The organism is Planomonospora corallina, from assembly GCF_042650625.1.
GTDB classification, from domain to species: domain Bacteria; phylum Actinomycetota; class Actinomycetes; order Streptosporangiales; family Streptosporangiaceae; genus Planomonospora_B; species Planomonospora_B corallina.
On record NZ_JBHSBM010000025.1, the window covers coordinates 243,642 to 266,706 of the forward strand.

16 protein-coding genes and 1 pseudogene are annotated in these 23,065 nt (G+C 74.9%); 11 read left to right on the forward strand and 6 right to left on the reverse strand.

Annotated elements, in window-relative coordinates; all coding sequences use genetic code 11:
* Window positions 1–11: 11 nt before the first annotated feature.
* Both ACFOWE_RS23150 and ACFOWE_RS23155 read right to left on the reverse strand, forming a co-directional pair.
* Window positions 12–1,262 carry an NAD(P)/FAD-dependent oxidoreductase gene (locus ACFOWE_RS23150; protein ID WP_377291158.1) on the reverse strand — a complete coding sequence of 417 codons (1,251 nt, stop codon included), beginning with the start codon at window positions 1,260–1,262 and terminating at the stop codon, window positions 12–14.
* A 301-nt stretch (window positions 1,263–1,563) separates the two neighbouring features.
* Entirely contained in the window at window positions 1,564–3,213 is a 1,650-nt protein-coding gene (locus ACFOWE_RS23155; RefSeq protein ID WP_377291160.1) for a PucR family transcriptional regulator, read from the reverse strand.
* Between the two features lie 283 nt (window positions 3,214–3,496).
* Between ACFOWE_RS23155 and ACFOWE_RS23160 the strand changes: the two genes are divergently transcribed.
* Both ACFOWE_RS23160 and recQ read left to right on the forward strand, forming a co-directional pair.
* Entirely contained in the window at window positions 3,497–5,125 is a 1,629-nt protein-coding gene (locus ACFOWE_RS23160) for a glycoside hydrolase family 13 protein (protein ID WP_377291162.1), read from the forward strand.
* Window positions 5,126–5,228: 103 nt separating this feature from the next.
* Complete coding sequence (gene recQ / locus ACFOWE_RS23165) at window positions 5,229–7,178, forward strand: DNA helicase RecQ (protein WP_377291164.1); 1,950 nt, start codon at window positions 5,229–5,231, stop codon at window positions 7,176–7,178.
* 194 nt (window positions 7,179–7,372) lie between these two features.
* On the opposite strand, the gene ACFOWE_RS23170 is transcribed toward recQ, so the two are convergent.
* A complete protein-coding gene (locus ACFOWE_RS23170) occupies window positions 7,373–8,140 on the reverse strand; it encodes a thermonuclease family protein (protein ID WP_377291166.1) in 768 nt (255 codons plus the stop codon).
* Window positions 8,141–8,506: 366 nt separating this feature from the next.
* Entirely contained in the window at window positions 8,507–9,937 is a 1,431-nt protein-coding gene (locus ACFOWE_RS23175; RefSeq protein ID WP_377291168.1) for a hypothetical protein, read from the reverse strand.
* 370 nt (window positions 9,938–10,307) lie between these two features.
* On the opposite strand from ACFOWE_RS23175, the gene ACFOWE_RS23180 reads away from it, so the two are divergent.
* From ACFOWE_RS23180 to ACFOWE_RS23220, 9 genes and pseudogenes are all read left to right on the forward strand, one after another.
* Window positions 10,308–11,231, forward strand: a complete 924-nt coding sequence (locus ACFOWE_RS23180; protein ID WP_377291170.1) for a sulfotransferase family protein — start codon at window positions 10,308–10,310, stop codon at window positions 11,229–11,231.
* Window positions 11,228–12,409, forward strand: a complete 1,182-nt coding sequence (locus ACFOWE_RS23185) for a glycosyltransferase family 4 protein (RefSeq protein ID WP_377291172.1) — start codon at window positions 11,228–11,230, stop codon at window positions 12,407–12,409. The genes ACFOWE_RS23180 and ACFOWE_RS23185 overlap by 4 nt, the downstream gene beginning before the upstream one ends.
* A gap of 915 nt (window positions 12,410–13,324) precedes the next feature.
* Window positions 13,325–14,917: a TROVE domain-containing protein gene (locus tag ACFOWE_RS23190; protein ID WP_377291174.1), complete on the forward strand. Its 1,593-nt coding sequence runs from the start codon at window positions 13,325–13,327 to the stop codon at window positions 14,915–14,917.
* Between the two features lie 282 nt (window positions 14,918–15,199).
* The gene (locus ACFOWE_RS23195; RefSeq protein WP_377291176.1) at window positions 15,200–16,792 is read left to right on the forward strand and encodes a hypothetical protein; all 1,593 of its coding nucleotides are present in this window, start codon (window positions 15,200–15,202) and stop codon (window positions 16,790–16,792) included.
* Entirely contained in the window at window positions 16,782–17,735 is a 954-nt protein-coding gene (locus ACFOWE_RS23200; RefSeq protein WP_377291178.1) for a DUF7824 domain-containing protein, read from the forward strand. The genes ACFOWE_RS23195 and ACFOWE_RS23200 overlap by 11 nt, the downstream gene beginning before the upstream one ends.
* A 27-nt stretch (window positions 17,736–17,762) precedes the next feature.
* Complete coding sequence (locus tag ACFOWE_RS23205) at window positions 17,763–19,061, forward strand: hypothetical protein (protein ID WP_377291179.1); 1,299 nt, start codon at window positions 17,763–17,765, stop codon at window positions 19,059–19,061.
* 251 nt (window positions 19,062–19,312) lie between these two features.
* Complete coding sequence (locus ACFOWE_RS23210; RefSeq protein ID WP_377291181.1) at window positions 19,313–20,227, forward strand: MBL fold metallo-hydrolase; 915 nt, start codon at window positions 19,313–19,315, stop codon at window positions 20,225–20,227.
* On the forward strand, window positions 20,224–20,457 hold the full coding sequence (locus ACFOWE_RS23215; RefSeq protein WP_377291183.1) for a hypothetical protein: 234 nt from the start codon (window positions 20,224–20,226) through the stop codon (window positions 20,455–20,457). Before ACFOWE_RS23210 ends, ACFOWE_RS23215 begins: the two co-directional genes overlap by 4 nt.
* 107 nt (window positions 20,458–20,564) lie before the next feature.
* Window positions 20,565–20,687: pseudogene (locus ACFOWE_RS23220) on the forward strand (hypothetical protein); the annotation flags it as partial.
* Here ACFOWE_RS23220 and ACFOWE_RS23225 read toward each other — a convergent pair.
* Both ACFOWE_RS23225 and ACFOWE_RS23230 read right to left on the reverse strand, forming a co-directional pair.
* Window positions 20,651–22,033, reverse strand: a complete 1,383-nt coding sequence (locus ACFOWE_RS23225) for a glycosyltransferase (protein ID WP_377291185.1) — start codon at window positions 22,031–22,033, stop codon at window positions 20,651–20,653. The pseudogene ACFOWE_RS23220 and the gene ACFOWE_RS23225 sit on opposite strands and share 37 nt — an antisense overlap.
* The gene (locus tag ACFOWE_RS23230) at window positions 22,030–23,040 is read right to left on the reverse strand and encodes an iron-containing redox enzyme family protein (RefSeq protein ID WP_377291187.1); all 1,011 of its coding nucleotides are present in this window, start codon (window positions 23,038–23,040) and stop codon (window positions 22,030–22,032) included. Before ACFOWE_RS23230 ends, ACFOWE_RS23225 begins: the two co-directional genes overlap by 4 nt.
* Window positions 23,041–23,065 lie beyond the last annotated feature (25 nt).

A 23,065-nucleotide genomic window follows, 5' to 3' on the forward strand; every position in this document is an offset into this window, starting at 1 on the left:
CCGCCCGTGCCTCAGCGGAGGGGGTCGAAGTCCCGCAGGACCTCCGAGTCCTTCCCGGTGACGATCCGCTCGGCGAGCGCGCGCCCGGTGACCGGGCCGTGGGTGAGCCCCCACATGCCGTGCCCGCCGGCGACGAACACGCCGGGCCTGCGCGTGGCCCCGACGAGCGGCATGCCGTCGGGGGTGACGGGGCGCGGGCCGACCCACACGTCGGTCATCTCCTCCCAGGAGACGCCGGTCAGCAGCGGCCGGGCGGAGGCGACGATCGCGTCGACGCGCTTGCGGTACAGCGGGTCGTCGGGACCGCGGAACTCCATCGTCCCGGCCACCCGCAGCTTGCCCTGGTACGGCGTGCAGGCCACCCGGACGGCGGGCAGGTAGACCGGTCCCGGCACGGGACGCTCGGTCGGCACGGTGAACGAGTAACCCCGCCCGGCGCGCACCGGCACGCGCACGCCCCAGTCGCGGGCGAGGTCGTTCAGCCAGGCGCCGGTGGCCACCACGACGGCGTCACCCCGGACCTGGTCGCCGGCGTCCGACCGGACGGTGAGCCCGCCGGAGGCGGTGTGCACCCCCGTCACCCGGAACCCGGAGCGGATCTCGGCGCCGCGCGCGACGACGGCGTCGGCCAGGGCCTGGGTGAACGCGCCGGGGTCGACGTAGCGCTGTCCGTCCAGCCGGATCCCGGCCCGCACGCGCGGGGAGATCTGCGGCGCCTCGCGGCGGAGCCGGTCGCCGTCGAGGGCGGTGTACTCGATCGGCAGCCCGGCCCGGTCGATCCGGCGCAACTCGTGCAGGAGCGCCACGGCCTGCCGTTCGGTCTCGAACGCGGCCGTGATCGGCGCCTCGACGGTGGGCGCGGTGACCCCGCCCGCGGCGAGCGCGTCGAACGCCTCCAGGCACTCCTCGTTGAACGGCAGGTTGGCCCGTACGGCCTGGCCCCACGATGTCCAGGTGCAGTTCAGGGCGAACCTGGACAGGAACGACCAGAGGGCCGGGTCCGGGGTGACCGGGACGTGCAGCGGGGCACGCGGGTCCAGCAGGGAGCGCAGACCGTACCGGAGTACGCCGGGCTCGTTCAGCGGGATGGCCAGCCCCGGCGAGAGCCAGCCGGCGTTCCCCCACGAGGCGCCCGCGGCCACCCCGTCGCGGTCCACCACGGTGACCTCCACCCCGTGCTCCTGCAGGAACCACGCGGTCGACAGCCCCACCACGCCGGCGCCGACCACCACCGCCGTCCGCGGCCCACCGTCGATGCCCATCGGTCTTCTCCTTGCTCCGTCACCGGCTCCGTTGCCGGTTCCCTGTGAGGAGGATCACCGCATCCGGGTGGGAACGGTCTGTCCGATCCGGACAATCGAGGAGGCGGGTGCTGTCCGCCTCCGACAAGTGGCAGGCGGGCGGGTGAGGCGATGGGACTCGAGCGCCGGCATGGGATCCGAGTACCGGTGCGGGACTCGAGCGCCCGTGCGGGACTCGAGCGCCCGTGCGGATCCGAGCGCCCGTGGCCCGCCGTGGCGCCACGGCGGGCCGCGGGCGGCCTGGTTCAGGGGCGGCCGTCGTTCAGGGGTGACCGCCCTGGCCGGCCGCCAAGGCGATGATCATGGCCAGCCGTTTCTCCGGGCGGTCCAGCCGCAGCTCCGTGACCTCCGCCATCTTCCGGAGCCGGTAGCGCACGGTGTTGGGGTGCACGCCGAGTCGCGCGGCGACGGCGGCCAGGTCCCCCTGGGCGTCCAGCCAGGCGCGCAGCGTCGCGACGTACCGGGTGCCGTGCTCGGCGTCGTGCCGGGTCAGCTCGGCGACGGGCCCGCGGGCGGGGACGCGTCCCGAGGCGGCGGCGGCACGCAGGCGCTGGAGCAGGATCTCGTCCCACGACTCGTCGTAGACGACCGCCAGGGCGCCGCCGGAGCGCGCCGCCCCCCACGCCGCTCCGGGCGCCGCCGCCTCCTCCCGGGTCCCTCTCCGCGCCTCCCCTCGCGTCCCTTCCCGTGTCCCTTCCCGGGTCTCCTCCCGGGCCGCGAGCAGGGCGAGGCTCTCGTCGGCCTCCTGCCGGCCGGCGGGCAGCTGGGCGGGGCCCGCCGCCCCGCCGACGCCGGCGAGGACGGTGACCTGGCGGGGCAGGGCCTGCGTGGTCGCGGCGAGCCAGTCACGGGCGGGCGCGGGGTCGGCCCCGCAGGGCAGCACGGTGTAGAGGGTGTTGCCGAACAACGTGCTGCGCCCGGGCCGCGCCCAGCCGAAGCCCGTGGTCACGCGCTCGAAGGCCATCAGGACCGCGGCGTGCCGTTCCTCGCCGATGTGCGCCTGGAGCGCGATCACCCGGAACTGCCGGTCCTGCGGCAGGCCGAGCCTGCTGATCACGGCGGGCGCGTCGGCCGTGCCCTCCAGCAGCTGCAGGACGAGGTCGGACTCCACCCGCCGCTCCAGGTCCGCGCCGACCCGGGAGCGGAGCAGGTGCAGAGCGAGAGCCCGCGCCCCGTCGGCCAGCAGGGCCCGGCGCTCGCCGGGCAGCGGACTCTCGCACTCGGCCCAGATCGACCCCAGCAGCTCGCGCCCGGCGCGCACGGCGACCACCATCCGGCCCCGCAGCCCGTGCGCGGGGACGGGCTCGACGAAGAGCGGCTCGTCGGAGGCCGCCAGATGCGCGAAGACGCCCCGCAGCTCGAGCAGCCGGTGCGTGTCCTCCGGCACCCGCCTGCCGAGGATCGTCTCCAGTCGCACCGGGTCGGCGGTCTGCTGCGAGCCGGAGTAGGCCAGGACGCGCGACATCCGGTCCTCGACCGTCACCGGGCAGCCGACCTCGGCCGCGAGCATGTCGGCGAAGGCGAACAGGTCGGCGGGGCCCCGCCCGGACTCGCTCTCGCGGCCCTCCAGCACCAGTCCGTACACCACGCCGAAGAGCTGGCTCCAGGACACCTCCGGCTCCACCAGCAGGACGGCGACGCCGCCGTCGCGGGCGTCCGCCGGCAGGCCCCCGCCCGGCGGCAGGCTCCCGCGCGCCAGCACCGCGACGGCCCGGGCCGACCGCGCCAGGCGCACGGCCTCGGCCACCGAGCCCACGCCCACCGCCAGGAACACGTCACCGGTGGCGGGGCGGGGATCGGTCGGGTCGTGCACCATCACGCTGCGCAGCTCCACGTCCCTGGAGGCCGGAGCCGAGCACAGCCGTGCCCCGTAGCCGCCGAGGACGTTCACCAGCCGGTCCAGTCTCAGCATCCGCCGCGCCCACCCGATCCGCCGTGCCCGCCCCGATCCCGCCGTGCCCCGTGGCCGCCGGGCGCGAGCCGCCCGCCTCGATCCCGCCGGGCATGAGCGCAGGCTACCCCCGGACCGGTCCCGCGGGGACCCGCCCGTCCGCCGGGCCGCCCATTGCCGCGCTCCCCGCCCAGGACGCCGCCCGTTGCCGCGTTCCGGGAGGTTCTATATGTTCCGGGTGTCCTCCGCGACCGGCCGGCGAGGCCGTCCCGGTCGTCCCCCGAGCGCGAGGAGCCGCCCGGCCATGTCCCGCAGCGCCGCCCCGGAAGCGGATCGGGCCCCCGCGACGCCTTCGCAGGCCGTACGGCAGGCCGCCCGGCCCCGGCAGTGGTGGCGCGGGGCCGCCATCTACCAGGTCTACCTGCGCAGCTTCGCCGACGGGAACGGCGACGGGATCGGCGATCTGGCAGGACTGCGGGACCGCCTGCCGTACCTGGCGGACCTCGGCGCCGACGCGGTCTGGCTCAACCCCTGGTATCCCTCGCCGATGGCCGACGGCGGATACGACGTGGCCGACTACCGCGGCATCGACCCCGTGTTCGGCACGCTCGCCGAGGCGGAGGCGTTCATCGAGGAGGCCCGTTCCCTCGGTATCCGGACGATCGTCGACGTCGTCCCCAACCACGGCTCCGTCGAGCAGGAGTGGTTCCGGCGGGCGCTGGCGGCCGGGCCCGGCTCGCCGGAGCGGGCGCGGTTCTGGTTCCGGGACGGCCGCGGCGACCTGCCGCCCAACGACTGGCGGTCCATCTTCGGCGGCCCCGCCTGGACCCGGGTGCCGGACGGGCAGTGGTACCTGCACCTGTTCGACCCCGGCCAGCCCGACTTCGACTGGGACAACCCCGAGGTCGTGGAGGAGTTCCACGACATCCTGCGCTTCTGGCTCGACCGGGGGGTGGCCGGCGTCCGGGTCGACTCCGCCGCGCTGCTCGTCAAGGACTTCGGCAGTCCCTCCGGCGCCGACGGCGACCTCGACGGCGTGCACGAGATCTACCGGGGCTGGCGGCGGATCGTCGACGGCTACGGGGACCGGATCCTGATCGGCGAGGTGTGGCTGCCCGACCAGGAGCGGTTCGCCCGCTACCTGCGCCCCGACGAGATGCACACCGCGTTCAACTTCGACTTCCTGACCCGCGCCTGGGACCCGCGCGAGCTGCGGGCCTCGATCGAGCTGACGCTGGACACCCACGAGCGGATCGGCGCCCCGCCGACCTGGGTGCTGTCCAACCACGACGTGCCCCGGCCGGTGACGCGGTACGGCCGGGCGGTCACCTCCTTCGACCACGGCGACCGCCGGGACGGCGCCCCCTGCGACCTCGCGCTCGGCACGCGCCGGGCCAGGGCCGCGGCGCTGCTCGCCATGGCGCTGCCCGGGAGCGTCTACGTCTACCAGGGCGAGGAGCTCGGCCTGCCCGAGGTCGACGACATCCCCGGCGAGCTGCGCCAGGACCCCATCTGGACCCGTTCGGGGCGGACCGTGCCCGGCCGGGACGGCTGCCGGGTGCCGCTGCCCTGGTCGGGGCAGGAGCCCCCGTTCGGCTTCGGCGCGGGCGACCCCTGGCTGCCGCAGCCCGCCTCCTGGAAGGACCTGACGGTAGAGGCCCAGGAGGCCGACTCCGGTTCCATGCTCGGCCTCTACCGGGACGCGCTGCGCATCCGCCGCGCCGAACTCGGTGACGGCACCCTGCGCTGGCTGGAGTCGGACCCCGGCGTGCTGGCCTTCGCCCGCGAGTCCGGTCTCGTCTGCGTGGTCAATCTGGGCCCCGCTCCGGTACGGCTCCCGCCGCACGAGGCCGTGCTGCTGGCCGGCGGCCCGCTCGGCGGCGACGGGCTGCTCCCGCCCGACACGGCCGTCTGGCTCCGGGCCGCGCGGTAGCGCTCCCGCCACGTCGTCCACGGCCTCCGGCCGGATCACCGCCGCCGTCCACAGCCCTTCCGCCGTCCGCCCGGCGGTTCGGCGGCCCTCCTAGAATGACGCGGTGATTTCCTCCGAGAGCGCCGCCTCCGCGCCCGAGAGCGGCCCGCCGTCCGGGAACACCGCTCAGCCGTCCGAGAGCACGCCCGCGGCGGACGACGCGGCGCGTGTGCTCCGCCGCGTCTTCGGCTACGGCTCGTTCCGAGGGCGCCAGCGCGAGATCATCGACCATGTCGTGGCCGGCGGCGACGCGCTCGTGCTCATGCCCACCGGCGGCGGCAAGTCGCTGTGCTACCAGATCCCGGCGCTCGTGCGGGAGGGCACCGGCATCGTCGTCTCCCCGCTCATCGCGCTCATGCAGGACCAGGTCGACGCGCTGAGGGACCTCGGCGTGCGGGCGGGCTTCCTCAACTCCACGCAGGAGCAGGACGAGCGGCACCGGGTCGAGGACGCCTTCCTCGCCGGGGAGCTCGACCTGCTCTACGTGGCGCCGGAGCGGCTGCGCACGCCCGCGACGCTGGAGCTCCTCGCCCGGGGCACGATCTCCCTGTTCGCCATCGACGAGGCGCACTGCGTCTCGGCGTGGGGACACGACTTCCGCCCCGACTACCTGGCCCTGTCCGTCCTGCACCGGCGCTGGCCCGGCGTGCCGCGCGTCGCGCTGACCGCGACCGCCACCGAGGCCACCCGCGCCGAGATCGTCTCCCGGCTGGGCCTCGAGCAGGCCCGGCAGTTCGTGTCGAGCTTCGACCGCCCCAACATCCGCTACCGCATCGCGCAGAAGAAGGAGCCGCGGCGGCAGCTGCTGAACCTGCTGCGCACCGAGCACCCCGGCGACGCCGGCATCGTCTACTGCCTGTCCCGGTCCTCCGTCGAGAAGACCGCCGCGTTCCTGGCCGAGAACGGCATCGAGGCGCTGCCGTACCACGCGGGGCTCGACGCGCGCACCCGCGCCGCGCACCAGGCGCGCTTCCTGCGCGAGGACGGCCTCGTCATGGTCGCCACCATCGCCTTCGGCATGGGCATCGACAAGCCCGACGTGCGGTTCGTCGCCCACCTCGACCTGCCCAAGTCCGTCGAGGGCTACTACCAGGAGACCGGCCGGGCCGGGCGCGACGGACTGCCGTCCACCGCCTGGATGGTCTACGGCCTCCAGGACGTCGTGCAGCAGCGCCGGCTGATCGAGACCTCCGAGGGCGGAGAGGTCCACCGCCGCCGGGCGAGCGCCCACCTCGACGCCATGCTGGCCCTGTGCGAGACGGTCGAGTGCCGCCGGGGGCGCCTGCTCGACTACTTCGGCCAGGAGTGCGATCCCTGCGGCAACTGCGACACCTGCCTGACGCCGCCGCAGACCTGGGACGGCACGGTCGCCGCCCAGAAGGTCCTGTCGGCGGTGTTCCGGCTCCGGCGCGAGCGCGGGCAGGGCTTCGGCGCCGGGCACGTCATCGACATCCTGCTCGGCAGGCAGACCGAGAAGATCTCCCAGCACGGCCACGCCTCCCTGACGGTGTTCGGCATCGGCGCGGAGCTGAACGAGTCCGAGTGGCGCGCCGTGGTGCGCCAGCTGCTGGCGCAGGGGCTCCTGGCCGTCGAGGGCGAGCACAAGACGCTGGCGCTTACCGAGGCGAGCGGCGAGGTGCTGGCGAGGCGGCGCCAGGTGGCGTTCCGGCGCGACCCGGAACGGGCCGCCCGCGCCGAGTCCGCCGCGCGGACCGGGGGATCCCGCAGGACCGCCGCCGCCGACCTGCCGGAGGAGGCCGCCGCCCTCTTCGAGCGGCTGCGCGCCTGGCGGGGCTCGGCCGCGAGGGAGCAGGGCATACCCGCATACATGATCTTCCACGACGCGACCCTGCGTCAGATCGCGACCGAGCTCCCGTCGTCCCTGGCCGAGCTGGGCGGGGTGAGCGGCGTCGGCGAGAACAAGCTGGCGAAGTACGGCCGGCAGGTCCTGGACGTCCTCGGCTTCGAGGAGTCCGAGGAGCGCGAGGGCGTCCAGGACACGCTCGGGTTCTGAGCCCATGGGCTCCTGGGCCCCTGGGTTCCTGGGCCCTTTGAGCCCTTGAGCCCCTGGGTCTCTGGGCTCCTGGACCGCTGAGCCCTTGGGTCCCTGAGCCCTTGGGCCGCTGATTCTCCGGACCCGGGGGCGCGGCCGCGGGAGGACGGCCTGCCTCCGAGGGCGCCCGCAGACCGGCCCGGCGGTGCCCGGGGTCAGCGCTCGCAGACGATCCCGTCGCGGTCGGCGTCGTAGTACCAGCCGTACTCGGGGTGGATCCCCCGCCGGTACGGCCCGAAGCCCGCGGTGATCGCCGCCCGGCAGGTGGGGAAGCGGGGGTCGGGATACCAGCCGGGCATGAGGCCCGCCGTGCTCACCTCGAAGGGCTGCGGCTCCACCGTGTTCCCGGAGTGCCCGGAGTTCCCGGAGTGCCCGGAGTCGCCGGTCTTCCCGGAGTCGTGCCCGGCGTCCTTGACGCGGTCGCACCGGCCCGACCAGATCCGCAGCCGTTTCTTCCGAGCCCGGGCCTCCTCCAGGCGCATCACCCTGATGTACCGGTCGTTCTTCCGGTAGAGCAGCGCCCTGGCGTACCCGTAGCGGATGAGGGCGCGGGCCACGGAGACGCCCCGGCTGTTGTAGACGTAGAACAGCTGCCGCCCGTAGTGGTCGATGCGGTCCCGGTCCCGCAGGAGGTAGACGCTCCTGCCGACCGGCAGGAGCTCGCGGGTGCGCTCCGTCGCGGCGTCGAACCAGCACCGGCCGTGTTCGGGGGTGTCGGGCCCCAGCATGCGCACGCGGACCGGCCGGCCGCTCTTGCCGAACCGGACCTCGATCGTGTCACCGTCCACGATCCTCGAGACGATCGCCTTCCTGACGCCCCGTGGCAGGCCCGAGAGGGGAGCGGCGGCGGCGGGGGGAGCGGTCACGGGGATGGTGGCGAGGGCGGCGAGGGCGGGCAGGGACAGGCGGAGAACACGTCGCACAGAGGACCTCTCACTCACGGACGAAGGGCCGGACCCGGCGGGACGGGCCGGACACGGCACGCGACGACCACTCCTGACGCTGCAACCAGCCCCCCTAGCGGTCCCGGCGGTCCGGACGCGGCGGGGGACGTCCCGGTCGCCTCCGGAGGAGACGGGATCTCCGGCCCCCTTTGCGGAAGGGTTCGTACCCCTGGTGCTCACGGGGATAATCACCCCTGATGTGATCTACTGGGTAAGACTGGTGTGACCTTCCGGTGACCCGGCCCTGCCCGGCCAGGTTCCTGACAGGGCTTCGCACGTCGCCCTGAACCCGGCCAGGGCGCCCGACGGGGCTCCACGCGTCCCGGGCGGACGGCCGCCGTCCCGTCAGGGCGACGCGTCCACGGCACGAAGGGCGAGAGCGGGATACTCCCCGCGGCTCAGCGCCCGGACTTCACAGGCCAGGCCGTGCCGTACGGCGAAGCGGTGCACGGCCTCCGGATGCCAAGGGCCGGGCAGGTGGTGCAGCGGCACGCCGGTCCCGCTGAGCACGAAGAGTCCCCGCAGGTTCTCGTGCCGGTAGACCAGCAGGACCGCGGCGGTGCCCGGCCAGGGCCCCGTCATCAGGTCCGAGGGGACGGCCTGGGGAACCTGCCGGATGTGCAGCCTCCCGTCCCGGACCGTGAGGAACGGGCCGCCCGGCGGTCCCAGGACGCTCGCGCGCCTGGCCCGCCTGAGGTGCAGCGCCCGGCGGACCGGGGCCAGGACGAGGATCAGGGGACTGAAGAAGACCGCCAGCCACTTGGCGTCCACCGCGTCCAGCAGCACCCACCCCAGCGTGGACAGCCCCCGCCAGGCGGCCCACCCGCCCACCGAGGAGAGGTAGGCCATCACCAGCAGGCCCGCGGTCCCCGCACCGGCGATCGCGACCTTCTTCCCCCGGGAGAAACGCGGGGCGGGCCGCCCGGTCAGGCGCGTCCAGCCGGGGGCGCGTCCGGCCAGGGTCGCGCGGACCCGCTCCGGAGGGAGGGCCAGGGCGTCCACGATCGGCAGCCCCCGGTAGGCCGCGAAGGCGGCCACGTCCGGGACCCGCCACTCACCGGGCAGGTCGAGCAGGACCAGACCGGCGGCGTCGAGCAGCGCGATCCCGGTGAAGACGCGTTTCTTCTCCTGCCACCTGGAGTCCGTCACCGTCACCGGATACCGGTAGTGGTACAGGGCCGCGGGGGTGATCCGTACCGTACGGCCGGCGGGCGGGTCGAGCGCGACCAGCGTGTCCCCGTCCCAGGAGAGCACGGTGGCCGGGAAGGGCGCGCCCTTGGTCGCCCCGGCGACCGGCCGCAGTCCCGCGCAGACCGGGGGAGGGCCGCTCCACGGGCCCGGTGGAGGGCCCTGCCAGGCCGTCCCGGGTGGTCCGGGACGGCGCGCCCCGGGGGTTCCGGGCGCTTCCGGGCGGGCGAAACCTCCGGGTGTTTCCGGGTGGCCGGGCACCGAGAGTCCGGGACGCGTGACGTCGGTATCCCGCCCCGGAACACTGCGGGCCAGGGCCCGGCGTGCCTCCTCCGCCGTGCCGTACAGGCGGAACACGAACGCCAGACCGGCCTGCGCCGCAGTCGTCTCGACCGGGTGGCGAGGGCGCGCGCCCGGCGAGTCGAGCATGACCTGGCCCTCGTCGTCCAGGACCGCGAGTCCGTAGACCGTGCCGTACGGGCCGGGGTGTCCGTAGAGCAGCAGCGTCGTGGCCCGCCCCGGCCCGGTGAGCGGCAGCCGTACCCGGCGGCCGGGTGGGAGACCGACGACGAGGTGGCCGTCGGCCACGTGGAGTCCGCCCCCGTCCGCGGTGGGTCCCCCGATGATGTCGGTCAGCGTCCTCGCCCTTCTCCCGTACGGTGATCATGCCGTCTCCTGAACGACGGATGGGACCGGCATGGGGTTCCGGCGGTGCTCCTCCGCTGCGGTCCCGGCCGGGGAAGAGGGGGAGGGCGGGGCCGCTGGATCTCCGCCCGGTTCGTCCGGTGCGGCGTGACCTGCCCGCGGTCCGTCATGTCGTGGTCCACTGCTCGGCCGGTGTCCCGGGACGGGGCGGAGGCTGTCCGCCGGGTGCGGTTGTGGTGTCCGTCATGCCCGCTGAGCATGCTCACCGGTCGTTTTCAGTGAATTGCCAGGAACGCTGGGTAGCCTCCGAGGAATGAACTGGCAGCGTACGGTCAACGACGCCCTGGTCAGATTCACCGGAGTCAGGCTCCAACGGGTCAGAGCGGTCCCGGCCGGGACCGCGGGCGGGACCGCCACCGGAGCCGCCGCCGGGGGAGCCGCGGCTCCGGCCGTCGCGGCGGAGGAGCTCGTCCGCCCGCCCGCCGATCCCGAGGCGGACCGGCTGCTCCGCGCGCCGGTCTTCATCCTCTCGCCCGTCAGGTCGGGCTCCACGCTGCTGCGGGCGGTGCTGAACGCCCACTCCATGCTGCACGCCCCCCACGAGCTGCACGTGCGCCGGCTGACCGTGGGGTTCGGCACGGGACTGTCGGAGAAGGCGATGTCCGCGCTCGGGCACAACCGGGCCGACCTGGAGCACCTGCTCTGGGACCGGGTGCTCCACCGGGAGCTGGTGCGCAGCGGCAAGTCCGTCATCGTCGACAAGACCCCGGCCAACGCCTTCGCCTTCCGGCGGATCGCCGCCTGCTGGCCCGACGCCCGCTTCGTCTTCCTGCTCCGCCATCCGGCCTCCATCGCCACCTCCTGGCATGAGGCCGCTCCGGACAAACGCACCCCGGAGGAGGCCGCGCTCGACGCGCTGCGCTACATGAGGGCGGTCGAGCGCGCCCGCGGGGCGCTGACCGGCCTGACCGTCCGCTACGAGGACCTGACCGCGGACCCCGAGGGGGAGACCCGCCGGATCTGCGACTTCCTGTCCGTGCCCTGGGAGCGGGGGATGCTCTCCTACGGCGCTCCGGAGGTGGTGCAGAAGGGCCTCGGCGACTGGAAGGACAAGATCCAGTCGGGCACGGTGCAGCGGGGGCGCGAGCTCCCCGATCCCGCCGCCATTCCTGAGGCATTGATACCGATATGTCGGAAATGGGGATACCTCCAGGCAGGAGAAGGGGGGGACCCATGAGGATCCACTACGTGCTCCTGCACGCCTACGGCATGGGCGGCACGATCCGCACCGTGATCAACCAGGCGAACGCGATGGCCGCCGCCGGCCACGAGGTCGAGCTCGCCAGCGTCGTCCGGCGCCGCGACACCCCGCAGTTCGCGGTCGATCCCCGGGTCACGATCGTCGACCTGGTCGACCAGCGTGACGGCGGGACCCGCGCGGACTCGACCGCCCGCCGCGTCTGGCGGCGGCTGCGCGGCCGGATCGTCCCGCGCGGGGAGTTCGCCGCGCACTACTTCACCGAGCGCGTGGAGAAGAGCGTCATCGACTACGTCGCGGCGGTCTCCGGCGGCGTCCTGGTGACCACCCGCCCGGCGCTCAACCTCATCTCCGCCCGCCGCGGGTCGAAGAACGCCGTGCGGATCGCCCAGGAGCACATGAACCTCGCCACCCATCCCGGGGCCGTCCGGGCGGAGATCACCCGCCACTACGGCAGGCTGGACGCGGTCGCCGTGCTGACCGGCACCGACCGCCGCGACTACCAGCGGCTGCTGCCCGGCACGCCGGTGGTGCGCATCCCCAACGCGGTGCCCGACCTCACGGGCCGCCGCCCGTCCACGCACGAGAGCCGGATCGTGGTCGCCGCCGGGCGGCTGACCGCGCAGAAGGGCTTCGACCTGCTCATCCGGGCCTTCGCCCACGTCGCGCGCGAGCATCCGGACTGGCGGCTGCGCATCTACGGCAGCGGCGTGAAGAAGGCCGAGCTGGGCGCGCTCATCGACAAGCTGGGCGTCGGAGAGCACGTCGCGCTGATGGGCCGCACCGACCACCTGCCGGACCGGCTGGCGGAGGCGTCGCTGTACGTGCTCAGCTCCCGCTTCGAGGGGCTGCCCATGGTGATGATCGAGGCCATGGCGCACGGGCTGCCGGTGGTGGCCTTCGACTGCCCGACCGGCCCCGCCGAGGTCCTGACCGACGAGGTCGACGGGGTGCTCGTCCCCCCGGGCGACGTCGACGCGCTCGCCCGGGGGATCGGCCGCCTCATCCGCGACGGGGACCTGCGCCGGCGCATGGGAGCCGCCGCGCGCCAGGCCGTGCGGGAGTACGCGCCGGACGCGGTGATGCCGCTCTGGGAGGACCTGTTCGCCGAGCACCTCGGGGCCGGCGGGAGAGCCGGCGTGGACATGCTGCGCTGACCACCGTCCCGAGGACCGGTCTCCGCGCCGGCCTCTGACGACCGGTCTCCGCACCGGGCCTCCGCTCCCGGCGCGCGGGAGCGGAGGCCCGCCCATGCCCGAAAATAATCGGATGTGCTCCGGTGCGGACATCGCTACCGTTGGAAACGCCTCAGACGCCACCGGATCCGGTCGGCGAACCCGGCAGAGCCATTCCGGGGAAGCCGTCGGTCCGGTCCGATGACAATTGAAAATCCTCCTCCCCGGTGCGCAGGACGCGGATACTTCGTCGCTCTCTCCAAGCGAAGGCCCGGGTTCGACTCCCGGTCCTGGCCCAGGCCAGGGTGGTGTAACGGCAGCACATCAGTGCCCGCGGCCGACCTCGACCTCGGGGAGGAACAATTCCATACGGCCTTTCCCGGTGCGAAGGCGACGGCTACTTCGATTAGGGATCGAAAGGTCCGGGTTCGACTCCCGGCACGCCGACTGCGGAAAACCTGCGGCGTGTGGTGTAAAGGCAGCACGTTTTGTGCGCCGTCGCCGCCCCCGATCTCGGGAAGGGCCCCACAATTCCATACGCACCTCCCGGTGCGACGACGGCGGCTACTTCAGGTTCGATCCCTGCGCGGCCCCATGGGACGCAGCCCGGCTCAGGCGGGCGGACCGCCGTCACCCCGATCTCGGGAGGGACACGTCTCCGTGGCGCGCCCGGTGCGCAGGCGAGGGCTACTTCCAATCTCAATGGGGTGGCCGCCGGTTCGAGTCCGGCCGGGACCGCACGCGGTCCCGTAGCTCAGATGGCAGAGCACCTTGTGCCTTCGCCGCCTCGACCTCGGGCGCGCCTCGCGCGGACACGTGCTCCTCCCCGTTCCCCCGATGACCCCCGAGGTCCGCAGGGCCTCCAGGACCCAGGAGACAGGAGAGGAGTCCGCTCCGATGTCCAAGTTCAACACCGCGACCGCCCGTCCCGCCCCCACCAGCCCGGTGACGACCGGCCGGGTCCCGTCCGGCCGCACCCACGAGGGCGCCCCCGGCCACGCGCGGGACGCCAAGGGCGAGCTCTTCCTGCTCGCGGTCTCGAACATGGTCGGAGAGGACACCTTCTACGAGAAGGCGGGCGACCGGGACGAGCGCTTCCGCGCCCTCGTCCACCGGGTCGCCGTCGCCGACGGCGAGTGGCTGGCCCGCTTCCTTCCCTGGCTGCGCGGGACCGCGAACCTGCGCACCGCCCCGATCGTGGCCGCGCTGGAGGCCGTACGGGCACGGCTCGCCGCCGGCCTGCACGGGCTCAACCGGCAGCTGGTGGACTCCGTCCTGCAGCGCGCCGACGAGCCCGGCGAGGCCCTGGCGTACTGGACCTCCCGGTACGGCCGCGCCGTCCCCAAGCCGGTCAAGCGCGGCATCGCCGACGCGGTGCGCCGCCTGTACGGCGAGCGGAGCCTGCTGAAGTACGACACCGACTCCCGGGGCTTCCGCTTCGGCGACGTCGTCGACCTCGTGCACCCGGCGCCGGCGGCGGACCGGCCCTGGCAGGGCGAGCTGTTCGCGCACGCCCTGGACCGCAGGCACGGCCGCGACAAGCCGATCCACCCGTCGCTGGCGGTGCTGCGCGCCCGCGCGGAGCTGGCGGCACTGCCGGTCGACGGGCGCCGCGCCGTCCTGGCCGACCCCGCCCGCCTGGCGGCGGCGGGAATGACCTGGGAGGCGCTCGCCGGCTGGCTGCAGGGCCCGATGGACGCCGCCGCGTGGGAGGCCGTCATCTCGTCGATGGGCTACATGGCTCTGCTGAGGAACCTGCGGAACTTCGACGAGGCGGGGGTCTCCGACGAGGTCGCCGGGCGGGTCGCGGCGAAGCTGGCCGACCCCGCCGAGGTCGCCCGGTCGCGGCAGCTGCCGTTCCGGTTCTACTCCGCCCACCGCAACGCGCCGTCGCTGCGCTGGGGGCACGCGCTGGAGAAGGCGCTCGCGTCGGCCACGGCGAACGTGCCGTCGTTCGGCGGCCGGACCCTCGTGCTCGTCGACACCTCGGCGTCGATGACGGGCGGAGCGGTCTCGGCGCGCTCCACCGTCACGCCCGCCCAGGCGGCGGCGCTGTTCGGCGTCGCGCTCGCGGCCAGGGGCGAGCGGGTGGACCTGTACGGCTTCGCCGACGGCGTCTTCCGCCACCGGGTCCGCTCCGGCGTCTGGAAGGGCGCGTCCGTGCTGCGGGAGGTGGAGCGGTTCTGCGCGCGGACCGGCGAGGTCGGCCACGGCACGCGGATCGCGGAGGCGGTCCGCAGGACCTACTCCGGCCACGACCGGGTGGTCATCCTGTCGGACATGCAGACGATGAGCGGCCACTACGGCGGCGGTGTGGGCGAGGCGGCGCCCGCGCACGTCCCGATGTACGGCTTCAACCTGCAGGGGTACCGGCACGCGGCGATGCCGACCGGCTCGGGCAACCGGCACGAGTTCGGCGGCTTCTCCGATGCGACGTTCCGGCTGATCCCGCTGCTGGAGGCCGGGCGGAACGCCGGGTGGCCGTTCTAGCGGGGATGCGGGCGGGAGACGGCCGCACCGGCACGGGGCTCCACCGGCGCGGTCCGATCCGTCCCGCCGGAGGCCGCCCGCTCCAGAAGCCGCCCGCTCCAGCGGGCGTCCGCTGTTCCGTGAGCACCGCTGTTCCGGTGAACGCGGTTGTCCGTTGAGCACTGCTGTTCCGGTGAGCTGCTCCGGTGAGCGCCGGCGCGGCCGGTCGTTCCCGCGCGGGCCCGTCCTCCACGGAGGGCGGGCCCGCGCGACTGTCGGCGGGCGCCCCTATCGTCTTCGATCATGACGAACGCCTGGGACGAGGTCCGCGCGGCGATAGAGGCCGAGGACGCCGCCGCCGTCGCGGTACTGGTGGCCGGATTCGACGACGCGCGCCGCCGCGAGGTCGCCCGCGAGCTCCCCGGTCATCTGCCGGTGGCGCGGGAGGCGGGTGAGCGCAGGGACGCCGAGCGCAGCCGCGCGTTCCACGCCCGCTGGGATGAGCTGCGGGCCGAGGCGGCGCGCACGCGCCGGGAGATATTCGAGCTGCCCGGGGCGGAGACGCTCTACATCAGGGAAGCGACGAGGCGCTGGATCGAGCCCCTGCGGGTGGCGGGGGCGGGCGTCCTCCCGGGTGCCGCGGCCGTCGCCTCCTGGCTCGACCGGCGCGATCTCGCCCGGGGCCGGGACCCCGGCGGGACCGGCGCCGCCGACGACGTGCCGCTGATCCTCCAGGTCGTGGCGGCCCGGCCCGTGGCCTGGCGGCAGGACCTCGCGGTCCGGCTGGCGCTGCGGTTGCGCGGGACGCGGCCCGAGCCCGACCAGCGGGTACGGCTGGCTCTGGAGCTGCTGCGCGCCACCGGGGCCGAGCCGCCCGTGCACGATCCGCTCACGCTCGCCTGGATCGCGGCCACCCGTCCGGGGGACCTGGCCGCCGACCCGCTGCTGGATGCGATGGTCCCGCGGCTGTTCGAGGCCGAAGGCGCAGGCAGGATCCTCGGCAACGGCAACGGCAACGGCAACGGCAACGGTGATGGTGACGGTGACGGTGACGGCGGCGGTGACGACTGGCCCGCCGCCCTGGCCGCGCTGGCCGCCGACGGCCGGATCAGGCGGGAGTCGCTGCTGGCCGGGTGCCGCTCCCGTTTCCTGCGCGGCGGTCAGGCCGCCGCCCAGAGGCCCTTCGTCCGCCTGCACGAGCGGCTCGACCCGGCGCCCGAGGAGACCGCGCCGCACCGGGACGACTATCTGGCGCTGCTGCCGGCCGCCGCGGCGAACGTCGCCGACCTGGCACTGAAGCAGGTCCGCCGCCTGGGCCCGGTCCCGCCCGGCCGGGCGGCCGAGGCCGTGCGGGGGCTGCTCTTCCGTACCGAGGGGAGGCTGGTCCGGGCCGGGCTGGCCTGGCTCGACCGGCTCCTGAAGGACGCCTCCGGGGAGCCGGGCGGCCTGGACGGGCTGGGCAGCCTGGGCGATCTGGACGACCTGGACGACTACGCGCCCGCGCTGGCCGCCGCGCTGTCGTGCGCGTCGGGTGAGGCGCGGGAGCGCGCGGTGCGGCTGGCGCTCGAGCATTCCGGGCGGTTCACCCCGGCGGGCGCCGAGGTGATCAGGGACGCCGTCGCGGCGCTCCCGGCCTACCAGGGCGCCGAGCTGGCGGCGGTCTTCGGCGGCGAGGTGGCGGCCGAGCCGGAACCCGCGCGCTTCGTTCCCGCGCAGCTCCCGTCCGTGCCCGAGCCGGCGCCGATGTTCCCGCCGGTGCGGGACCCGGAGCGGCTGCTCCGGCCGGGCCTGACGGGCTCCGGCGGGACGGACGCCGAGCTCTGGCTGGACGGCTTCGTACGGCTGGCGGCGGGACCGGCCGGCGGCCCGGCCCGCTCCGCCGGCCGTGCACCGTGACGACAGAGGATACCGGCGCGGGCCGTGGTGGGACATCGCCTGCTGGGCCGCGGCGATGGTCAGGGAGCTGACCGAGCCCGGAGCGGAACGGAGAGCCCATCCGGACGGTCTGCCGACCGTCGCCGAACGGGTGCCGGAGGCGGGGCGCGGCCCCATCGGGAAGATCATGCCGCTGGCCCGGTACGCCGAGGTCCACCGGGCGCTGGTGGAGGGGGAGCTGCCGCCGTACCTGCTGGCCACGCCGACCCGGACGAACGGCCTGCTCGACCCGGAAGCGCTGGTGGAGCGCCTGGAGGGCTACGAGCGCGGCGGGGTGGAGGCGCTCCCGCTTGATCTGCGGCAGGCGCTGCTCCGGCTCCGCCGCACCGTCACCGGGGAGACCGCCGCGCGGGCGGCGCGCCTGACCGGCCGGGCGGGGCGCACGGCCGCCCGGTGGCTCACCGACCGGCCCGCCGACCCGGAGACGGTGCTGCGCCGGGAGGGCGGCTCCTCCGTCGTCGCCGGGTTCGTCTTCCCGGGGCCGGAGTGCCGCGAGCTCCTGGGCGACCTGCTCGACGCCCGGACGCATGAGGAGTCGTGCGAGTCGCTGCTCGCCGTGTTCGCCGGGTACCGGGAGCCGGCCGCGGCCCTCCTCGCCCGGGGACCGGGCAGGTTCGCGATCGGGGACCTGCACCGCCTGGCCGCCGCCGAGGGACCCGCGGGACCCGGCCTGATGCTGGTGCTGGCCCGTTTCCTGCTGGAGGGGCCCGACGGCGGGGCGGCTCTGGGCGGCCGGCGGGGCGGTTCCGGTCAGGAGGCGGGGCGGTTCTGGCGGCCGGTGGGGTGGACGAGCGTGACGGCCGGGGAGGAAGCGGCCCCGGCCGTCACAGTGACCCCAAGGGTAAGCATGCGTTTGGCAAAAAAACCCGCACGCGTTCTGGAATCATCGGCTCGATACCCGTAGGAAAGCGATACTCACGGATCGTGACCGATGCCCCTCATTGATCAAATAACCGCTTTCGTCTCCGAACGGCCGCTCGGCACGGCCATCGTCTGCGTCGCCGCCCTGGTCGCCCTGGTCGTGGGCTACTTCGTCGCCCGCGCCGTCTCCCGGGCCGCGGTCCGCCTCTTCCAGCGCTACGTCGCCCCCCGCCCGGTGGAGGACGTGCTGACCATCGTCGCCGCGAGCATCGCCACCGGCGTGTCCGCCCAGGGCATGTGGCGCTTCTCCAGCGACGTGCTCGGCTTCGACGGCCCGCTCCGGCTGCTGCTCTTCGCGTTCATCGAGGTCGCCGTCATCACCAGCGCGGTGCGGGCCCGCCGGAACATGCGGGAGAACTTCTCCGCGGGCATCGACGGCGTCGCCGTGTGGGCGCTCACCTGCCTGACCGCGGTGCTGTCCAGCATGGACGCCCGCAGCCCCGCCGAGGCCGTCTTCCGGCTCTCTGCGCCCCTGGTGGCGGCGTGGCTGTGGGAGCGGGGCATGGCGATCGAACGGCACCGCATCACCGGCAGGGCCCGCATCCACTGGCGGCTCACCCCCGAGCGCATGCTGGTCCGCATCGGGCTGGCGGAGGTCAGCGACCGCACGGCCAGCGAGGTGGACGCCCACCGCAGGCTCACCAGGGTCGCGCTCGCCGCGAAGAAGGCCCGGGCGCTGCGCGAGGCCGGGGCCTCCGACCGGAAGATGCGCGCCGCGCTCGCCAGACTGGACCGGGAGATGGACCGGGCGGTGGAGCACACCGGCCTGGCGGTCGACCAGGCCCGGCAGGAGGCGCTGCTCTCCCAGATCGGCGCCCTCTACAACACCTCGGCGCTGATCGACCTGTCCCCGCCGGTTCCGTGGGCCCCCGAGCCGGAAGCCGGGCCCGGAGCGGCTCCCGGCAGGGGGGCGCGGCCGGTCTCCCCGGCGCTGCCCGTCGCGGCCCGGTCCTCCGCGCCGGTCGACGATGACGACGACGACGCCGGAGAAGGCGCGGAGGTGGTGGACGCCACCCCGATGCCGGCCGACCCGGCGCAGCGCGCGGCCCTGATGAGGGCGGCACGGGAGTACTGGGACAAGCAGATCGAGCGGAGGTTCGTGCCGCGGGCGGCCGACATCGCGCACGAGACCGGCATGCCGCTGTCCACGGCCCGGGAGTGCCGCGCGCTGTGGAAGCTGGAGTCCCGCGCCCACGCCCTGATCGAGGCCGCGCAGAGCGAGCAGGGGGGCGTCGACACCGGGACCTTTCCCGCCATCGAGGTGCCGGAGCCCGTCCTGGTGGCCAACGGCTCGTCCCCCGGCCACTGACCGGGACGGCGGCCCCGGCCGCTACGGCGGTCGCCCCGGTTCTCCGGGCCTCGCCGTACGGCCGTCCTCTCCGCCGTCCCGCACCGGTCTCCTGAGCATCGCCGTACGGTCGTGTCCTCCGCCGTCCCGCACCGGGCTCCTTCCGGTTCCGCCGGGCGGGCCGCCGTTCGCCGGCGCCCCGCCCGGCGAGGTGAGGGGCGGGCCCGTCCGGGTAGGTAGAGGGGCCCGGCGGGCGATCGGAGGGGGCCGAGATGAGCGGGCCGGCGGACGCGAGCGTGTTCTTCGTGGGCAACGCCACCACCCTGATCCGCTACGGCGGCTTCACGCTGCTGACGGATCCGAACTTCCTCCACCGGGGGCAGCGGGCCTACCTCGGGTACGGCCTCTCCTCCCGGCGGCGCACCGACCCGGCGATCGACGTCGGCGAGCTCCCGGTGCTGGACGCCGTGGTCCTGTCCCACATGCACGGCGACCACTGGGACCGGGTGGCCCGGCGCGGCCTGGACCGGGAGGTGCCGATCGTCACCACCCGCCACGCCGCCCGCCGCCTCGGGCCCCAGGGGTTCGGCCGGGCCGTGGGCCTGGACACCTGGGACCACCACGAGCTGCGCAACGGGGAGCACACGCTGCGGATCACCTCGCTGCCGGGCCGCCACGCGCCGGGCCCGGCGCAGGCGCTGCTCCCGCCGGTCATGGGCAGCATGCTGGAGTTCGGCCACCGCGACCGGCCGGGCGAGGTGGACCTGCGGGTGCACATCAGCGGCGACACGCTGATGGTCCCGGAGCTGGCGGAGATCCCGAGGCGCTACCCCGACATCGACCTGGCCATCGTGCACCTGGGCGGGACGAGGATCCTCGGCCTGCTGATGGTGACCATGGACGGCAGGCAGGGCGCCGACTGGGCGGGCCTGATCGATCCGCGCGCGGTCATGCCCGTGCACTACGACGACTACGAGGCCTTCACCTCCCCGCTCGACGACTTCAAGCGCCACATCGAGCGCGCGGGCCTGGCCGACCGCGTGCGCTACGTCGCCCGCGGCGAGTCCCTTCCCCTCCCGGTACGGCGGGAGCCGGAAGGCGCCGGTGGGCGGGGCACGGTGGAGGCCACAGCGGAGGCCGCAGTGGAGGCCGGGGAGGGAAACCGAGAGAGAGGACGACCGACATGACCGAGACGGACCCGGGGAACAACACGCCGGACTTCACGACCGTGCCGGAGCGGAGGGACACCTCCGACCCGACCGAGCGGTACGAGCGGACGGGCCGGGTGCCGGAGGACCGGGAGGACGCCGCCGGCCCGGGCGCTCCGACGGCCACCGACCCCGGCGGCCCGCCCGCGCAGGTGGCGGACGACCGCAAGGCCTCCGCCCGGTCCGGGATGCCGGACGAGGGGAAGTGAGGCCGCCGGGAGCGCCCCGGGGCTGAGGGGCCGGGCCGGAGGGGCCGGACGGCCGGGCTGGAGGGCACCGAGGAGTAAGGACGCCCCTGCCGGGCACGGTGCCCGGCATGGGTGATGAAACGGACTATACGGTCACCGTGACCACGTGTGAGAACGGTCCGCTGCTACTGCGGGGGCCGTTCACACTGCTGACTCAGGACGGCAGGCCGGTGGACCCGGGCCGGGCGACGGTGGCGTTGTGCCGCTGTGGGCTGTCGGGGGTCAAGCCGTTCTGCGACGGTTCGCACAAGGCGGCCGGCTTCCGCGCCGGGGGCGAGCCCGACCCGCCGGACTGACGGCTCTCCGCCCGGCGCTCCCCGTCCGGGGAGCGCCCGCCGCCCAGGGAACGCCCGTCCTCGGGCCGCTCGTCCTGGGGACGCCCGTTGCGCGCGCACCCCTTCCGGGGACGCCCGTCCGGACGGGAGCGCCCGCCGGACAGGCGGTGCTCGGTGATCCACCGGACCGAGTGCGCGGCCACCCGCAGCCGCCGCCCGGCGTAGGGGACCCCGCCGCGGAGCCGGGCGGCCAGCGCCAGCCAGCTGCAGACCGCCCGTTCCAGGACCCACACCGGAGCGAACAGCGAGGCGTCGGCGGGGAAGACCCGCCGCCCGCCGGCGCGGCGCCGCCCGACCTCGGCCAGGCCCGCCGCGAGCCCCGCCCCGGCCAGGACCGCCCGGTGCCGGCGGCGCAGCAGCGCGGCGGCCAGTGCGGGCAGGACCGCGAGGAAGAACGCCATCCGGCCGGGCTGCGCCAGGTCGTCGTAGGCCTGCCGCACCCGCTGCGACCAGAAGCGCCCCGCGTCCGGCGGCAGGCGGCGGACGTACAGGTCGGGCGGGCGCAGCTCGCGCCCGCCCCAGGCGCGGACCGTGCGGATGAGCTCCAGGTTCTCGAAGAGCACGTCCCCGTCGTAGCCGCCCATCCACTCGAAGGAGGAGCGGCGCACCCCGAACGTCCCCGGGTAGTCCGCGGACAGGCCGCGGTTGAGCAGCGTGCGCGCGGTGTCCCAGCGGGCGTGCCAGGGCAGCGGGTCGAAGTGGTTCTGCGGGCGGACCAGGTCGGCCTCCTCCAGCAGGGCGCGGACCCGCTCCAGCGCCGCCGCGTCGTAGCGCACGTCGTCGTCGGCGATGACCACGTGCCCGGCGGTGGCCCGGCGCATCCCGGTGACGACCCCGGAGACCTTGCCGTTGGCGAAGTCCAGGTCGGGGTCGGGGCGCAGGTGCGTGACGAGCCCGTGCCAGCGGCGGGCGTGCCGGTCGAACAGCTCCGGCGGCGAGCCGTCGACGACGATGACGCGCGCGTGCCGGCGCAGCCCGCGCAGGTAGCCGGTCAGCTCGTCCAGGCCCGAGTCCTCCGTCCAGCGCAGCGGGAGGACGTAGTCGAGACCGCAGCCGGGAGCGGGATCGGGGCCGGGACCGAGGCGGGAGCCGGGATCGGGATCGGGGCCGAGACGGAAGCCGGGATCCGGAGCGCGGCCGAGACCAGAACCTGGATCTGGAGCGCGGCCGGGCTCGGGGCCGGGAGCGCGGGAGGCGGTCACGGCAGGCCCACCGCCAGGCCGGTCTCGCACAGCGAGGTGGAGCCGTCCTGCCAGCACCGCAGGACGTGCTCGGCGAAGCGGCGGTCGAGGGCCAGCGCGCAGGCGGCGCCGTACAGGACGTCGCCGGTCAGCGCGGGGTGCTCGGCCGCGAAGGAGCCGCACATGTCGTTGAGGGCGATCTGCTCGTGCACGGCGTCGGCCTGCACGTGCTCGTCGTAGAAGCGGCGGGCGGTGCCGTCGCCGCCCAGGCGGCGCAGGCCCCGGCTGTATCTCAGGTTGGGCAGCGAGGAGGTCATCTCGAACGCCGCGAGATGGCCCAGCAGCGCCCCCCGGTGCCGCCGGTGCAGGCCGAACAGCGACATGACGTTGCTGGTCACCAGTGTGACGGCCGGAACCCGGCCGAGGTAGGCGCCGTAGGAGTCATCCAGGCCCAGCCCGCGCATGGTGGCCCGGAACAGCTCGGCGTGCATGCGCTCCGGCCGGCCGCAGCCGTACTCGTCCGACTGGATCTCCACCAGCGCGGCCTTGGCGCGGCCGTGCAGCCGGGGGATGGCCCAGGTGTGCGGGTCGGCCTCCTTGAGGTGGTAGACCGAGCGGTGCACGACGAACTCCCTGAACTGCTCCAGGTCGGCCCGGTGCTGCAGGAACGCCGAGAGCGACGGTCCGTCGCCGTCCGCGGCGGCCACCAGCTCGGTCAGGGCGCGGCGCAGCCCCGCCGCCGGTACGGCGGGCGGCCGCGGCACCGCCTCGGCGAGTCCCCGTTCGAGACACGCCTCCAGCGTCCCGCGGGCCCGCAGCAGCGACGGGTCCCACTCCCAGCGTTCGTCCACCCCGTCGAAGCCCCGGTAGTGGAGCTCGTAGCAGGCGAAGAGCGCGAGCTGGAGGTCGTCGTCGTCCAGCGCCGGGCGCGCCGGATCCGGGGGAGGGAGCTCGAAGGCGTGCGGCGGGCGTGCCAGCGCGTCGAAGAGCCGGGCGGTGACGGGACCTCGGGGCGGGGGCAACTGCATCACGGACTCCAAGGAGAGCGGAACG